Source organism: Proteiniclasticum sediminis, from assembly GCF_018128025.1.
Lineage (GTDB): Bacteria > Bacillota > Clostridia > Clostridiales > Clostridiaceae > Proteiniclasticum > Proteiniclasticum sediminis.
The window spans coordinates 24,271-39,409 of record NZ_JAGSCS010000009.1 but is presented as its reverse complement, the minus strand read 5'-3'; the positions used below and the strand labels follow the sequence as shown (position 1 = coordinate 39,409).

At 54.9% G+C, this 15,139-nt stretch carries 15 protein-coding genes; 14 read left to right on the top strand and 1 reads right to left on the bottom strand.

What is annotated here, in order from left to right:
* Positions 1 to 65 precede the first annotated feature (65 nt).
* The 9 genes from rplQ (at position 66) to KCG48_RS07940 (ending at position 9,051) form a co-directional block, all read left to right on the top strand.
* Positions 66 to 407, top strand: a complete 342-nt coding sequence (rplQ, locus tag KCG48_RS07980) for a 50S ribosomal protein L17 (protein ID WP_211801131.1) — start codon at positions 66 to 68, stop codon at positions 405 to 407.
* A gap of 150 nt (positions 408 to 557) precedes the next feature.
* Positions 558 to 1,424 carry an energy-coupling factor transporter ATPase gene (locus KCG48_RS07975; RefSeq protein ID WP_408004711.1) on the top strand — a complete coding sequence of 289 codons (867 nt, stop codon included), beginning with the start codon at positions 558 to 560 and terminating at the stop codon, positions 1,422 to 1,424.
* Positions 1,409 to 2,278: an energy-coupling factor transporter ATPase gene (locus tag KCG48_RS07970; protein ID WP_211801127.1), complete on the top strand. Its 870-nt coding sequence runs from the start codon at positions 1,409 to 1,411 to the stop codon at positions 2,276 to 2,278. Before KCG48_RS07975 ends, KCG48_RS07970 begins: the two co-directional genes overlap by 16 nt.
* On the top strand, positions 2,271 to 3,086 hold the full coding sequence (locus KCG48_RS07965) for an energy-coupling factor transporter transmembrane component T family protein (protein WP_211801125.1): 816 nt from the start codon (positions 2,271 to 2,273) through the stop codon (positions 3,084 to 3,086). Before KCG48_RS07970 ends, KCG48_RS07965 begins: the two co-directional genes overlap by 8 nt.
* 68 nt (positions 3,087 to 3,154) lie before the next feature.
* Entirely contained in the window at positions 3,155 to 3,907 is a 753-nt protein-coding gene (truA, locus tag KCG48_RS07960) for a tRNA pseudouridine(38-40) synthase TruA (RefSeq protein ID WP_211801123.1), read from the top strand.
* 164 nt (positions 3,908 to 4,071) lie between these two features.
* Positions 4,072 to 6,069: a methyl-accepting chemotaxis protein gene (locus tag KCG48_RS07955; RefSeq protein ID WP_211801121.1), complete on the top strand. Its 1,998-nt coding sequence runs from the start codon at positions 4,072 to 4,074 to the stop codon at positions 6,067 to 6,069.
* 252 nt (positions 6,070 to 6,321) lie between these two features.
* On the top strand, positions 6,322 to 6,756 hold the full coding sequence (rplM, locus tag KCG48_RS07950) for a 50S ribosomal protein L13 (RefSeq protein WP_211801119.1): 435 nt from the start codon (positions 6,322 to 6,324) through the stop codon (positions 6,754 to 6,756).
* Between the two features lie 20 nt (positions 6,757 to 6,776).
* Complete coding sequence (gene rpsI / locus KCG48_RS07945) at positions 6,777 to 7,169, top strand: 30S ribosomal protein S9 (protein WP_211801117.1); 393 nt, start codon at positions 6,777 to 6,779, stop codon at positions 7,167 to 7,169.
* A 286-nt stretch (positions 7,170 to 7,455) separates the two neighbouring features.
* A complete protein-coding gene (locus KCG48_RS07940; RefSeq protein WP_211801256.1) occupies positions 7,456 to 9,051 on the top strand; it encodes a Na/Pi cotransporter family protein in 1,596 nt (531 codons plus the stop codon).
* A 41-nt stretch (positions 9,052 to 9,092) separates the two neighbouring features.
* On the opposite strand, the gene KCG48_RS07935 is transcribed toward KCG48_RS07940, so the two are convergent.
* Positions 9,093 to 10,043: a P1 family peptidase gene (locus KCG48_RS07935; RefSeq protein WP_211801254.1), complete on the bottom strand. Its 951-nt coding sequence runs from the start codon at positions 10,041 to 10,043 to the stop codon at positions 9,093 to 9,095.
* A 152-nt stretch (positions 10,044 to 10,195) separates the two neighbouring features.
* Here KCG48_RS07935 and KCG48_RS07930 point away from each other — a divergent pair, with 152 nt between their 5' ends.
* The 5 genes from KCG48_RS07930 (at position 10,196) to KCG48_RS07910 (ending at position 15,069) form a co-directional block, all read left to right on the top strand.
* On the top strand, positions 10,196 to 10,444 hold the full coding sequence (locus tag KCG48_RS07930; protein WP_211801115.1) for a hypothetical protein: 249 nt from the start codon (positions 10,196 to 10,198) through the stop codon (positions 10,442 to 10,444).
* Positions 10,445 to 10,535: 91 nt separating this feature from the next.
* Positions 10,536 to 10,964 (top strand): methylaspartate mutase subunit S, encoded by a 429-nt coding sequence (gene glmS, locus KCG48_RS07925; protein WP_211801113.1) that lies wholly within the window; start codon positions 10,536 to 10,538, stop codon positions 10,962 to 10,964.
* 5 nt (positions 10,965 to 10,969) lie between these two features.
* Entirely contained in the window at positions 10,970 to 12,358 is a 1,389-nt protein-coding gene (gene glmL, locus KCG48_RS07920) for a methylaspartate mutase accessory protein GlmL (RefSeq protein WP_211801112.1), read from the top strand.
* A gap of 9 nt (positions 12,359 to 12,367) precedes the next feature.
* Positions 12,368 to 13,831: a methylaspartate mutase subunit E gene (locus tag KCG48_RS07915; protein ID WP_211801252.1), complete on the top strand. Its 1,464-nt coding sequence runs from the start codon at positions 12,368 to 12,370 to the stop codon at positions 13,829 to 13,831.
* Complete coding sequence (locus KCG48_RS07910) at positions 13,828 to 15,069, top strand: methylaspartate ammonia-lyase (protein ID WP_211801111.1); 1,242 nt, start codon at positions 13,828 to 13,830, stop codon at positions 15,067 to 15,069. The genes KCG48_RS07915 and KCG48_RS07910 overlap by 4 nt, the downstream gene beginning before the upstream one ends.
* Positions 15,070 to 15,139: the final 70 nt, after the last annotated feature.

Genomic DNA, 15,139 nt, shown 5'->3' with positions numbered 1-15,139 from the left:
TGAGAGAAAGTTAAAGGACTTGGATTTATCCCTCAAGTCCACTGAGGAGTAAAGGAGGTAAGGAAATGGCTACATTAAGAAAGCTTGGTCGGCCCACCGATCAAAGAATAGCAATGCTGAGAAGCCTGGTAACGAGCTTTTTGAAGCACGGCAAAATCGAAACCACATTCTACAGAGCCAAGGAAACCAAGAATATCGCAGAGAAGATGATCACTCTGGCAAAGAGAGGCGATCTTCACGCGAGAAGACAGGTACTGGCTTTCGTGACTGAGGAAGAGGTTGTGAAGAACCTGTTCGACAACATTGCACCCAAGTATGCAGAGCGCAATGGCGGTTACACCAGAATCTACAAGACTGGACCAAGAAGAGGCGACGGCGCTGAAAAGGCGATCCTGGAGCTGGTATAATTCTAAGCGGAAGTACGCTTCCCTTTGAAAAAGGACAAGGGATTAAGGCAACTTAATCCCTTTTTTTCCATAAATATGGTAAGATATCAGAGATAAGCAGGAAACCCCTGACGGGGATAGGGGTTTCGTGCTTATCCGAGGAGGATCGAGATGACAGAAAACGAGAAGAATCTTGGCCATGAAATGATCAAGGCCGTGGATCTGACCCATTATTATGATGACAATCCCAGCGGCGAAAAGGAATACTCCCTGGAAGGCGTGAACCTCACCATCCGGGAAGGGGAGTTCGTCGTGGTTTTAGGCCACAACGGTTCCGGAAAGTCCACCTTCGCCAAGCATATGAATGCGCTGCTCCTGCCCACGGGCGGAAAGATCTACATCGACACCATCGATGCCTCCCTGCCGGAGAATACCTGGGAGGTGCGCAAGCGAGCCGGTATGGTTTTCCAGAATCCGGACAACCAGATGGTGGCCACGGTGGTGGAAGAGGATGTGGCCTTTGGGCCGGAAAATCTCGGGGTAGACCCCGACGACATCCGACGGCGCGTGGATAAATCCCTGAAAGAAGTCAACATGTATGAGTTCCGCAAACATGCGCCCCATCTCCTGTCCGGCGGACAGAAGCAGCGGGTGGCCATTGCGGGAATCATTGCCATGCGTCCCAAAATCATCATTTTGGATGAACCCACAGCCATGCTGGATCCTTCGGGCCGCCAGGAGGTCATGAAGACCATCCGGCAGCTCAATGAGGAGTACGGCATCACCATTGTGCACATCACCCATTTCATGGAGGAAGCCGTCCAAGGCGACCGCATTGTCGTCATGGAGGAGGGGAAAGTCATCATCGACGATACCCCGAAGAATGTGTTCAAACAGGTGGATCTGCTCCATTCCATCGGCCTGGATGTGCCGCAGGTCACGGAACTGGCCCATGAGCTTCGGCTTGAGGGCATCAAGCTTCCCGAAGGCATACTGAATATTGAGGAGATGGTGGAGGAGCTATGTCGATTAAAATAGAAAACCTGACGCATATCTATATGCCCAAGACCCCCTTTGAAACGGTGGCCCTGGACAACATCAATCTGGAGCTGGAGGAAGGCAAGTTTTATGCCCTCATCGGCCATACGGGCTCGGGGAAATCCACTCTGATCCAGCACCTCAACGGTCTTCTGAAGCCCACCTCCGGAAAAATCTTCATCGACGGCATCGACATCACGGACAAGAAAACCGTCATGAGCGAGATCCGCAAGCGGGTGGGCCTGGTTTTCCAGTATCCGGAGTATCAGCTTTTTGAGGAAACCATCGAAAAAGACATCGCCTTTGGTCCCCAGAATCTGGGCCTTTCCCCGGAAGAAATCTCCCGGCGGGTGAAGCGGGCCATGGAGATGGTGGGCCTGGATTATGAGAAATACAAGGATCTTTCTCCCTTTGAGATCTCCGGCGGGCAAAAGCGCCGGGTGGCCATTGCGGGCGTCGTGGCCATGGAACCCCAGGTGCTCATCCTCGATGAGCCCATCGCAGGACTGGATCCCCGGGGAAGAGACGACATCATGGGACAGATCAAGAAGCTCCATGAGGAATACCATATGACCGTGGTCTTGGTGACCCACTCCATGGAGGATGTGGCGGATATCGCCGATGAAGTCATCGTCATGAGCGGCTCCCGGGTGATTCTCCAGGGCACACCCCGGGAGGTTTTTACCCGCATCGAGCTTCTGGAGGAAGTGGGCCTGGGCGCACCCCAGATCACTTACCTCATGCGGGCCCTGAAACAGAAAGGCTTTGAGGTCCGGGAGGACATTTTCACCGTGGCGGAGGCCAAGGCGGAAATCCTCGCCTATCTCGCCAAAGGAGGACCAAAGCATGATTAAGAATATCTCCATCGGACAATACATCCCCGGGGATTCCTTCATCCATAAACTGGACCCCCGGACGAAGATCCTCATTTCCATCCTCTTCATCGTGAATCTTTTCTTAGTGAAGAACTTTGCGGCCTACGCCCTGATTTTGGCATTTATTCTCCTCATGGTCCGGGTGGCCCAGCTTTCCTTCAAGTATCTCTATAAGGGGGTAAAGCCCGTCTTCGTCCTCATCCTCTTCACGGCGTTCCTCAACATGTTCGTCACAAGGGGAACGGAGAGCACGAAGCTTCTGGACTTCTGGATCTTCAAGATCTATGAGGAAGGCGTCTATCAGGCCCTCTTCATGACCTTCCGGCTGGTGTTCCTCATCATGGGCACCTCCATCCTGACCCTGACCACGTCCCCCATCGAGCTCACCGACGGCATTGAAAGTCTCCTGAAGCCCTTCAAGCGCCTCGGCGTCCCCGCCCATGAACTGGCCATGATGATGAGCATTGCACTTCGCTTCATTCCCACCCTCATGGATGAGACGGACAAGATCATGAAAGCCCAGATGGCCCGGGGGGCGGATTTTGAATCCACCAACATCATCAAGAAAGCCAAGAGCCTCATTCCGCTCCTCGTTCCCCTCTTCATCTCCTCCTTCCGCCGGGCCGAAGAACTGGCCATGGCCATGGAGGCGCGAAGCTATCGGGGCGGGGAAGGGCGAACCCGCATGAAGAAGCTCGTCTATACCCGCCGGGATGCCCTGGCTTTCCTCATCTTCTTCGCTCTGGTAGCCGCCACCTTCTCCCTGCGCTACACGGGCCTCATCTAAGGAACGAACTTGAAACGGCGGCCATTTCCTCCATGGGAAATGGCCGTTTCCATCCAAGGAGGATGACCATGAACATACTGCTCTATCTGGAATATGACGGCACGGCATTTCACGGCTATCAGCGCCAGCCCTTTGTGCGCACCGTCCAGGGGGAACTGGAGGCGGCGCTCTTTTCCCTCCTGGGGGAAGAGGTGACCATCCACGGCTCCTCCCGCACCGATGCGGGGGTCCACGCCCTGGCCTATCCGGTGTCCTTCCAAACGGCAAGCACCATTCCACCGGCGAAGTTTGCCCTGGCGCTGAATCCCCACCTGCCCGAGGATCTGAAGGTACTGGAGTCCATGGCGGTGCCCGAGGCCTTCCACGCCCGGTCCAGTTCCCGGGGAAAGACCTATGTCTACCGGATCCTGCAGCGGCTTCAGCCCTCGCCCCTTCACCGAAACCAGGCTTACCTCGTGCGAAGGCCCCTGGACATCCCCGCCATGGAGGCGGCTGCGGAGCGTTTTCTAGGCACCCATGACTTCTCCGCCTTTAAATCCGTGGGCAGCACCGATCCCAATCCGGTGAAGGATATGCAAGGGATCACCATCACCCAGGAAGGGGACCTGGTGGACATTCGGATCACGGCTTCCGGATTCCTCTACAACATGGCCCGGATCATGGCGGGAACTTTAGTGGATGCCGGGCATCACCGGATCACCCCGGAGGAGATCACGACGCTTCTAAAAACGGGAAAACGAGGAAAAGCCATGGTGCTTCCGCCCCAGGGCCTCTATCTGGAAAAGGTGTACTATGCTCCGGAGGATCTTTCCCTGGACTGAAGTTCATGAAAATCTTCAGTGTGGCTTAAATCTCATTAGAAATCACCGATGTAGAATAGAGGAAGTTCAAACCCCTAGCTTATGATCCTTGGATCTTCCGCTGGGGTTTTCTCCTGACTGAACATCAGGAGGAAGAACTGGAAATGACACATCGGAGGAATAACATGAAGTTTTACCGCAAGCTCAAAATCCGCACCAAGCTCTTTGTCAGCCTGGGACTCGCTGTCCTGCTCTTTTTCATGATCTTTTCGACCTACGCGGTGAGCCGCGCGGAGCACATTCTCATGGAAAATGAGAAGATCTACAATGCCTCGGTGAGCCACATCGTCCATGCCAGCATGGATGACCAGCTAGAATCCGCCAGGCTGTCCATCCTGAGCATTGCCCGAAACCCCCAGGTGGTGGAGCTTTTTGCCAAGCGTGACCGCGCGGGGCTTTTGGCGGCCGTCCAGCCAGGGTACGACGCCGTGAAGGTCAATGTTCCCCAATTCCACTTCCATCTTCCCGACGCCACGTCATTTCTCCGGGTCCATAGTCCGGAGCAGTTTGGCGACAATCTGGCCATGACCAGACTGACCATCACCACGGCCAATCGGACGAAAAAGGTGGTCATGGGGCTGGAAAAAGGCGGGGCAGGCTATGGCTTCCGCGTGGTGGTCCCCGTGTTCAAGGATACGGTCCATGTGGGCTCTGTGGAGTATGGACTGGAATTTGGTGACGTCTTTCTAAAGTCGCTCCAGGAGCAGGCTCCCGGAGAATACTATATCTATACCTTCGGCAAAGCCGAGGAAGCCAGCACCCTGCTGGCCAAGACCGGGGCCGAGGATCAATGGGCCATATCCCCCGATACGGAAGGCCGTGTGGCCGCCGGGGAAACGCTCTTTGAAGTGGCCAAGGACGAAAACTACGGCGTCATTCTGGTGCCCTTTAAGGATTTTCAGGGCAATGTGAAGGGATACATCAAGATGATCCATGACCGCAGTGCCTCTGTATCGGATCTAAAGGTCATGCGGGGAAGCCTCTATCTCTTCTCTCTGGGAGCTTCCCTGGGTGTCGCTCTCCTCATCTTCCTTCTCCTCACCCGCATCCTGAAACCCCTGAGCGGTCTGGTGGACATGACCCGAAAGGTCGCTGATGGCGATCTCACCGTGGAGGGGAAGGGAAAGAATCAGGACGAAATCGGTCAGCTCTACGTAGCTTTCCAGGAAATGGTGAACAAGCTGCGGGATCTGGTGGGCAGCGTCCATGAAGCTGTGGCCATCAGCACCATGACCAGCCAGGAGCTTTCCGCCGGCGTGGAGGAAGTCACGGCTCAAGGCCAGAACATCAGCTCGGCCATGGAAACCATCGCCTCGGGCCTCGAGGAATCCAGCGCCTCCATGGAAGAAGTGGGGGCCACCAGTTCCGAGATCGGCCATGCGTCGGAGGTTCTCCATGAGAAAGCCCTGGGCGGCAATGCCAAGGTCAAAGAAATCGAGGAACGGGCCGAAACGCTGAAGATGTCGGCTGCAGCCTCCAAGAAAACCGCCCATGAAATCTACCGGGCTAAAAATGAGGAAATCAAAAATGCCATCGCCGACACCGCCGTGGTGGAGGAAATCGCCGCCATGACGGAGGTCATTACCCAGATCGCGGGACAAACGAATCTTCTTGCCCTCAATGCCGCCATTGAAGCGGCTCGGGCGGGAGAACACGGCCGAGGCTTTGCCGTGGTGGCCGATGAGGTAAGACGCCTGGCGGAGTACTCCAACGACACGGCCAAGAACATTCAGGGGGTCATCAAGGACGTGAAGACGGCCGTGGGCCGACTCACCCGCAATGCGGAAGAAATCCTGCACTTCATCGACACCAAGGTCACCCAGGACTACGACACCTTAGAGGAGACCAGCGACCAGTATGCCGAGGATGCCCGTTTCGTCAAGGAGCTCACGGAAGAGTTTGAAGAAGGCAGCCGGCAGATCGCCGAATCCATCCATGAAGTGAACCGCACCCTGGAGGAAATGGTCTCCAACATTGAAGAAGGAGCCGCCTCCTCCGTGGAGATCGGACGTACCACGGAGGAAACGGCAAAGGCGCTGGAAGAGATTGCGAAAACCGCTCAGAGCCAGGCGGAACTGGCCGATGCCCTGGGGGTTCTGGTGAAGCAGTTTAAAATGGAGTAATTCCGGAAAATCTCCGGAAAATGCCCGGGAGAAAATGGGAAAAGGGCTTTCCTTTAAGGGCGATATCGGTTATAATATTTAGGTATCAGAAAGTGCAAACGAATAGGATTGACACCAAGTGGTAGGTGGACTATAATATTTCTGTTTGCATTAAGTTTGTGTGGATCCACTAGCCCCGGATCACACAATGGAGTAAAACCTAAGAATGAATTTTAGTAGGAACCCCAATTGTGGAGTTTCGGGAGGAAAGAAATGAAGTCATACATCGCAAAGCCAGGAACATTCCAGACCAAGTGGTATGTTGTTGATGCTGCAGGCAAACCTCTCGGTAGAGTGGCCAGCCAGGTTGCATCCGTTTTAAGAGGAAAGAACAAGCCTGAATTCACCCCCAACGTGGATACTGGAGATTTCGTCATCATCATCAATGCCGAGAAGGTTGTCCTGACCGGTAAGAAGCTGGATCAGAAAATGATGAGACACCACTCCAACTATCCAGGCGGACTGAAGGAGACTCCTTACAGAGAAGTTCTTGCCAAGAAGCCAGAACTGGCATTCCAGGAAGCTGTTCGCAGAATGCTTCCCAAGGGATCCCTCGGAAGAAGCATGGCAAAGAAACTCAAAGTGTACAGAGGAGAAAATCATCCTCATGCAGCTCAGAACCCAGAAGTTCTTGAGCTCAAGTACTAGTCTGGGAGGAGGAATAACAAATGGCAAAAGTACAATATTTGGGAACCGGTAGAAGAAAGAAGTCTGTCGCCAGAGTTCGTTTGGTTCCAGGATCAGGAAATGTAACCATCAACAAGCGGGATATCGAGAACTATTTCGGACTTGAGACCCTGAGAACCATCGTCAATCAGCCGCTGGTTCTGACCAACACCAAGAATTCCTATGACGTTCTCGTGAACGTTCATGGCGGTGGAATCTCCGGCCAGGCCGGCGCAATCCGTCACGGAATCTCCAGAGCACTGCTCAAGGCCGATGAGACCCTGAGAGGCGAGCTGAAGAGAGCCGGATTCTTGACCAGAGATCCAAGAATGAAGGAAAGAAAGAAGTACGGTCTGAAGAAGGCCAGAAAGAGCCCACAGTTCTCCAAGAGATAATACGGCTTTTAAACCCTGGAAGTTTTCCAGGGTTTTCTTATGCACGAAATTCAGGAATGGAAGAGGGCAGAAAAGTAAAGATCAGGTTAAATCCCCTTAGGCTTGAAAGGATTACATCTCCGGAGAAAAAGGGTGAAATGTCTGAAAATCAAGGCTTCGGCTCGAAGGTGATTTTGGTTAATTCCATGTTAAATCTTGTAACACCCTGTTAACATGGATTTCAATTTGGAGTATGATATTTGAGGAAATATACGTCATTTTTGGAGGTATTCTTTTGGATATTAATATGATCATTGCTCTGGCCGGCGGCCTCGGACTCTTCCTGTACGGCATGAAGATGATGGGCGACGGTCTGGAGAACGCTGCAGGCTCCAAGCTGAAGTTCATTTTGGAAAAAGTCACATCCAATCCATTAAGTGCTGTTTTTGTCGGAGCAGTAGTCACGGCGCTCATTCAATCCAGCTCGGCCACCACGGTGATGGTGGTGGGCTTCGTGAACTCCGGGCTCATGAATCTGGCCCAGGCCACCGGCGTCATCATGGGCGCCAACATCGGAACCACCGTCACCGCATTCCTGGTGTCGGTGAATATCGATTGGCTGGTTCCCCTGCTCCTCTTCTCTGGCTCTGTCCTCTTCCTCTTTGCCAAGGCCAAGAAGCGAAGAGATGTGGCCAGCATTCTTCTGGGCTTCGGTATCCTCATGCTGGGCATGAGCCTCATGAGCGATGCCATGCATCCTCTCCGGGATTCCGAAACCTTTAAGAACCTGATCATTGCCATTGGTCATAAATGGTACCTGGGACTCCTCATTGGGGTGGGCATCACCCTGATCATTCAGTCCAGCTCTGCCACCACAGGTATCCTCATCGCCTTGACCACCACAGGGTCGATCAATATCGAAGTGGCTTACCCGATGATTCTGGGTGCCAACATCGGAACTTGTATCACGGCGCTCCTGTCTTCCATCACGGCCAATAAGATGGCGAGAAAAGCAGCTGTAATCCATCTGCTCTTCAACGTCATCGGTACGGTGATCTTCCTGCCCCTGGGCCCCTACCTGATGAAGCTGGTCACCTTCATGGCTCCGTCCAGCGTGAAGCTCCAGATCTCTTTCTTCCACTTAATCTTCAATGTTTCCAATACCCTCGTGCTCCTGCCCTTCGCCGGTATGCTCATCAAGATGTCCAACGCCATCGTGGGCAAGGAAGAGGACCGGGTCAATGAGATCCTGGACCGCAGACTTCTTCAGACACCCACCATCGCTGAAGGTCAGGTGATCCTGGAAACGGTGAAGCTGGCCGAGCTGGCTAAAGAAAATGTGCGTCTGGCAACGGAAGCCTTCATCAATAACGAGATCGACACCCATGATCTGGTCATGAAGAATGAAGCTCGGATCAATGAAGTGACGGAAATCATCACGAACTTCCTGGTGGAACTGTCCAGCAGCGACCTGGATGTCAATGAGTTCCGCCGCATCGGCGATACCTACCACGTCATCAATGACATCGAGCGGATCGGCGACCATGCAGAGAACATCATGGAGCTGGCGGAGGAACGCTACCGCAAGCATGTGGACCTCACGGAAGAAGGACGGGAAGAACTGAAGTCCATCTATAACTATACGGTTCTTGCCCTGGACACCGCCATTGAAAGCTATAAAAACAACGACAAGGCCAAAGCCATTTCCATCGAGCAGACGGAGCGCAGAATCGATGAGCTGCAGCGGGAATACCGCGATGCGCACATCAAGCGTCTCAACGCCGGCCGATGCACGGCCCTGGCCGGAATCCTCTTCCTGGATCTCATCTCCAACCTGGAGCGCGTGGGCGATCATTCCAAGAATATCGCCGACACCATTGCGGAAATCCACGAAAGAGACTAAGGTATAGACAAAGCCCCCGAGGGAAACCTCGGGGGCTTTTGTTAGCGAAGATTTAGGGTGTTGACCGTGGGGAGCCGGGGATCATCAGAAACAGCATGGAGGGCCCGATGGATGGCCCGCTCCACCACGAGGGCGCCCAGGGTGCCCAGGATGTTCACATCGGCTTTTTCCTCTCCGCTGCCCAGGACAAAGAGGGTGTCGCCGTCAGCCTGGGTGTGTACCGGCCGGATGGCCCGGGCAAAGCCGTCATGGCCCATGGAGGCGATTTTGTTTGCCTGGCTCTTGTCCAGCTTGGCATTGGTCAGGATGCAGCCGATGGTGGTATTTCCGGGAAAACCTGCAGAAAGTCCCGTCATCATGAGTTCCTCCGTGGACTGGGGAACTCCGGAAAGAAGGGGGCCTGCCAGAAGCTTTCCTTCCTCATAGATGGAGCCCAGGGCATTCACCGCCACCACGGCGCCGATTTTCAGTCCGTTGATGTCCAGGGCATAGGAACCGATGCCGGATTTCATAGCTGCCTGGGGACCGAGGATTTTTCCCACCGTGGCCCCGGCGCCAGCACCAAAGGAACCGTCCTGGTAGTTTCGAAGAAGGGCGTTTTTTGCCGCAGTCCTTCCCATGGCGGCATCGGGACGAACCTGGGGGTCGCCATAGGCCAGGTCAAAGAGTACCGCTGCCGGGACGATGGGTACCTTGGCGACCCCGGTGTCAAAACCGATGCCCGCTTCCTCCAGGTGGGCCATGACCCCGCCTGCGGCATCCAGACCGAAGGCGCTGCCTCCGGAAAGGACCAGGGCATGGATAATGGGCATCATTTCCTCGGAGCGCAGAAGATCCGTTTCCCGGGTACCCGGTGCGCCGCCCCGGACGTCCACCCCGGGGACAGCTCCCTCCGGGGGGGATAGAATGACGGTGCAGCCTGTGCCGGCTTCCGTATTCTCGGCGTTGCCCAGGTGAAAGGCCGTGAGGTCATGGATGGAAATAGGCTGAATCATCGAGATACTCCTCCTTTGGATAGTTTCTGACTTCATCATAGCACAAGGGAATCCCTTGGGGACAGATTTGAAGGATTGACCGTCAGGGAAAGAAAATATTTTTTTGCACCTTCCGCTGAATTTTCGGCAATTATGGAAGAATTTCGAATTTGGCCTTGAATAATGGAAGAGATAAAGTTGCATTTTCCCCCAAAAAATTGCAGGGGAAACTTCACAATGACGCCAAATTGAAAGATTTTGAGAATCAAAATTCATCACCGGAAAGAGAACTGCATCGCTTTAGAAAAATTCCTGTAGAACTGTCAAAATCAAGGATTTTCAGCGTTTCCGGGGGACTTGAAACCGTTTTGGTTTATGGTATGATGAACTTGAACAGAGAGGTTATGACAAAGAAGTGACAATATATACCGGGGACTATCCCCTAAGCCTGCATGTTTTCTTTCATCCCTCCCCTCGGATTCATCGATTTTTAAGGAGTGTGCAAACACAATGGGTAAGAAAACCATCGTCCTCGGCGTCATCGGTGCAGACTGCCATGCCGTCGGAAACAAGATCCTCGATTATTCGCTGACTGCAGCAGGTTATGATGTGGTCAATATCGGCGTCTTGTCGCCCCAGGAGGATTTCATCAATGCCGCCATCGAAACCGATGCCGCGGTGATCATGGTCTCTTCACTGTACGGACACGGCGAGATCGACTGCAGAGGCATGCGGGAAAAGTGTGACGAAGCCGGACTGAAGGGCATCAAGCTCTATGTGGGCGGAAACATTGTCGTGGGCAAGCAGGACTTTCAGGAAGTGAAACAGCGTTTCCTCAAGATGGGCTTTGACCGGGTCTACCCGCCAGGAACCACCGTGGAAACGGCGCTGAAGGATTTACGTGAAGATTTGGGTTTCGCTGAGGTTATTGGAGCATAAGCATTATGGAGGCATTTCTTTTTATCGATTTTGGCAGCACCTACACCAAGCTGACGGCCATCAGTGCCGAAGGCGATGAGATTCTCGCCACCGCCAAAGCGTACACCACCGTGGCCACGGATGTCATGGAGGGTTACCGGGTTGCCCTTCGCGACCTGGAGAAAAAGACCGGGAAAGAAATAACGTATCTAAAAAAACTCGCCTGTTCATCTGCAGCAGGCGGGTTAAAAATTGTGGCCATCGGGTTGGTGCCGGAACTGACCATGGAGGCCGCGAAGCGAGCGGCCCTGGGGGCCGGAGCCCGCGTCACCCAAGTGTACAGCTTTCAGCTGAACCGCAAGGAGGTGGAGGCGATCCGGACCTCCAGGGCCGATATGATTCTTCTGGCAGGCGGCACCGACGGCGGGAATCAGGAGGTCATCCTCCACAACGCCCGGATGCTAAAGGAAGGAAACATCGAGATCCCCATCGTGGTGGCGGGCAACAAGAGCTGCCAGGATGCCATCGAGGATCTTTTTGAGGGCAACATGGACTACTACATGACGGAAAATGTCATGCCCAGCCTCAACACCATCAATGTGACCCCTGCCCGGGAAACCATCCGGGGGATCTTCATGAAGAATATTGTCAAGGCCAAGGGCATGGTCCATGTGGAGGAGTTCCTCTCCGGGATCCTCATGCCCACGCCGGCAGCGGTGCTGAAGGCCGCGGAGGTTTTCTCCCGGGGCACCCGCAATGAGGATGGGATCGGGGATCTGGCCATCATTGACATCGGCGGCGCCACCACCGATGTCCACTCCGTCTGCGAAGGAGCACCCAGCAAGCCCTCGGTCATCCTTCGGGGATTGGAGGAACCCGTGGCAAAACGCACCGTGGAGGGCGACCTGGGGATGCGCTACTCCGCCCTTTCCCTCTATGAGGCGGCGGGACGTCGGTATCTCAAGCGCTATGGCCTGGTGGAAACACCGGATCAGGCGGTGGAAAATGCCTTTAAGCGCCGCTATGACCATACGGACTTTGTGCCGGAGGCGGAGGAGGACGTGAAGTTTGACGAAGCCATGGCGAAGATCTGCGTGGATCTATCCATGCGCCGCCATGCCGGCACCGTGACCCAGGTCTACTCGCCCTTGGGGATGATGTACTCCCAGGAGGGAAAAGACCTCATGGAGCTGCCGTACCTCATCGGCACCGGCGGAGTTTTGGTGAACTCCCGTCACCCCCGGGAAATTCTGGAAGCCGCCCTTTTCCATGAAGAGGAGCTGGACTCCCTGAAACCCCGCCACCCGAAGTATCTGGTGGATGAACACTATATTCTGTCTGCCCTGGGACTTCTGGCCATGGTGGACGAGGACAAGGCCTTAAGAATGCTGAAGAAATACATCATCACGTGTTAGGAGATTATGATGGAGCTGAAAAACAAAAAACTCACCGAAGATGAATTCTTTTCCCTGCGCAAGGAAGTGCTCACCCATTGGCCCACGGGGCAGGAGGTGGATCTTCAGGATGCGGTGGACTACCTGAAAAAAGTCCCCGCGGAGAAAAATTTTGCCCTGAAGCTTCGCAAGGCCAAGGAAGAAGGCCTGACCTTAGCCCAGCCCCGGGCTGGCGTTGCCCTCATCGAGGAGCACATCGCCCTCCTGAAGTATCTGGAAGATGAAGGCGGAGCGGATCTTCTGCCCTCCACCATCGACTCCTACACCCGGCAGAACCGTTATCCGGAATGCCAGATCGGCATCGACGAATCCATGAAGGCGGGGCGATCCCTCCTCAACGGATTCCCGGCGGTGAACCATGGCGTCAAGGGATGCCGTCAGGTTTATGAGGCCATCCGCAATCCCATCCAGGCCCGGCACGGCACACCTGATGCCCGGCTTCTCTCGGAGATCATCCATGCCTCGGGCTGGACGTCCAACGAGGGGGGAGGCATCAGCTACAACATTCCCTACGCCAAAAGCGTCTCCATGGAGAAAACCATCCGGGACTGGCAGTATTGCGACCGTCTGGTGGGCTTCTACAATGAGCAGGGCATCGAGCTCAATCGCGAGCCCTTCGGTCCCCTGACGGGCACTTTAGTGCCGCCCTCCATCTCTAACACCGTGGCCATCCTGGAAGCGCTTCTGGCGGCAGAGCAGGGGGTGACGAACCTCACGGTGGGGTATGGCCAGTGTGGAAATCTCATCCAGGACATCGCCGCCATCCGGGCCCTGGAAGAGCAGACCCGGGAGTATCTGGACCACTTCGGCTATCCCCAGGTGTTTATCACCACGGTGTTCCACCAGTGGATGGGCGGATTCCCCGCCGATGAAGCCAAGGCCTTTGGCGTCATCTCCGTGGGAGCGGCTACGGCGGCTCTCGCCGGGGCCACCAAGGTCATCGTCAAGACGCCCCATGAGGCGCTGGGCATTCCAACTAAAGAAGCCAACGCCCAGGGCATCCGGGATACGATCATGACCCTGAACCTCTTAAAAGGTCAGCGGATGCCCATGAGTCCGGAGCTGGCGAAGGAGATCCAGATCATCAAGGCAGAAACCCGCTGCATGCTCCAAAGCGTGCTGGAAGTGGGCAAGGGCGATTTCGCCCGGGGAACGGTGGAGGCCTTTAAATTAGGCATCATCGATGTGCCCTTTGCCCCGTCCAAGTACAACGCCGGAAAAATGATGCCGGCCCGGGACAACCAGGGAGCCGTGCGCTACCTCATGACGGGAAATATTCCCTTCACCCAGGACATCATCGACTTTAACAAAGAAAAGCTCATGGAACGTGGAAAATTTGAAAACCGCGAGGTGACCTTCCAGATGACGGTGGATGACATATTCGCCGTGGGCAAGGGCAATCTCATCGGACGACCGGAGGGGGACAAAAAATGAAAATCATCGATGTGATCTGCTCAGCAGGGCGGACAGGATTCTACTTTGACGATCAGAAGGCCATCATCAACGGCGCAGGCCATGACGGCTTCATGTATGTGGGAGAACCGGAAACGGAAGGTTTCACCGCCATCCGTCTTCCCGGGGAAAGCATCTCTGTGATGCTGATCCTGGAGAATGGCGAAATTGCCCACGGCGACTGTGCTGCTGTGCAGTATTCCGGTGCCGGCGGACGGGGTCCCCTGTTCCTGGCCAAGGATTTCATTCCCCTCATCGAGGGCGAGGTCCGGGACTACCTTCTGGGGAAGGAAACGGCGGAGTTCAAGGATTTGGCGGAAGAGGTGGATCACTTCACCCTGGAGGGAAAACGCCTCCATACGGCCATTCGCTATGGCCTCACCCAGGCGCTCCTGGATGCCGCCGCCAAGTCCAACCGCCTCACCATGGCGGAAGTGGTGGCCAAGGAATACGGCACCGGCGTAGCCCTGAACCGGATTCCCATCTTCGCCCAGAGCGGCGATGACCGCTACAACAATGCGGACAAGATGATCATCAAGGGCACGGACGTCATGCCCCACGCCCTCATCAACAATGTGAAGGAAAAGCTGGGCGAAAAGGGGGAAATCCTCCTAAGCTATGTGGAGTGGCTCCGGGACCGGGTGCTGAAGTACCGTTCCTCCGAAGATTACAGCCCCATTTTCCACATCGATGTCTACGGCACCATCGGCCGGATCTTCAACCAGGATCTGGACAAGATGGCCGATTACCTGAAGACCCTGGAGGAAGCCGCCAAGCCCTTCCTGCTGCGCATTGAAGGCCCCATGGACCGCGGGGACCGCACCCTCCAGATGGAAGCCCTTCGGGATCTCACGGCCCTTCTGGATGAGCGAAAGATCCAGGTGGAGCTGGTGGCCGATGAATGGTGCAACACCTACGAGGACGTGGTATACTTTGCCGACAACAAGTCCGGCCATATGATCCAGGTGAAGACTCCGGATTTGGGCGGGGTGAATAACTCCATCAAGGCCATTCTCTACTGCAAGGAAAAAGGCGTGGGAGCATACCTGGGCGGAACCTGCAACGAGACCAACCGCAGTGCGGAAATCTGCACCAATATCGCCATGGCCTGCGGTGCCAAACAGGTCCTGGCTAAACCTGGCATGGGCGTGGATGAGGGCTACATGATCGTGAACAACGAGATGAACCGCGTGCTGGCCCTGCACAACCGAAGAAAATAGCCTCCCCCTTGGGGAAAAAAGCCGCTCCCGCCTGAATGAATCTTCTGGTTGGAGCGGATTTTGCTATAAT

Excerpts from the sequence above, each read along its gene's own strand:
- rplQ (WP_211801131.1), top strand. The coding sequence starts at position 66 with ATGGCTACATTAAGAAAGCTTGGTCGGCCCACCGATCAAAGAATAGCA.
- KCG48_RS07975 (WP_408004711.1), top strand. The coding sequence starts at position 558 with ATGACAGAAAACGAGAAGAATCTTGGCCATGAAATGATCAAGGCCGTG.
- KCG48_RS07970 (WP_211801127.1), top strand. The coding sequence starts at position 1,409 with ATGTCGATTAAAATAGAAAACCTGACGCATATCTATATGCCCAAGACC.
- KCG48_RS07965 (WP_211801125.1), top strand. The coding sequence starts at position 2,271 with ATGATTAAGAATATCTCCATCGGACAATACATCCCCGGGGATTCCTTC.
- truA (WP_211801123.1), top strand. The coding sequence starts at position 3,155 with ATGAACATACTGCTCTATCTGGAATATGACGGCACGGCATTTCACGGC.
- KCG48_RS07955 (WP_211801121.1), top strand. The coding sequence starts at position 4,072 with ATGAAGTTTTACCGCAAGCTCAAAATCCGCACCAAGCTCTTTGTCAGC.
- rplM (WP_211801119.1), top strand. The coding sequence starts at position 6,322 with ATGAAGTCATACATCGCAAAGCCAGGAACATTCCAGACCAAGTGGTAT.
- rpsI (WP_211801117.1), top strand. The coding sequence starts at position 6,777 with ATGGCAAAAGTACAATATTTGGGAACCGGTAGAAGAAAGAAGTCTGTC.
- KCG48_RS07940 (WP_211801256.1), top strand. The coding sequence starts at position 7,456 with ATGATCATTGCTCTGGCCGGCGGCCTCGGACTCTTCCTGTACGGCATG.
- glmS (WP_211801113.1), top strand. The coding sequence starts at position 10,536 with ATGGGTAAGAAAACCATCGTCCTCGGCGTCATCGGTGCAGACTGCCAT.
- glmL (WP_211801112.1), top strand. The coding sequence starts at position 10,970 with ATGGAGGCATTTCTTTTTATCGATTTTGGCAGCACCTACACCAAGCTG.
- KCG48_RS07915 (WP_211801252.1), top strand. The coding sequence starts at position 12,368 with ATGGAGCTGAAAAACAAAAAACTCACCGAAGATGAATTCTTTTCCCTG.
- KCG48_RS07910 (WP_211801111.1), top strand. The coding sequence starts at position 13,828 with ATGAAAATCATCGATGTGATCTGCTCAGCAGGGCGGACAGGATTCTAC.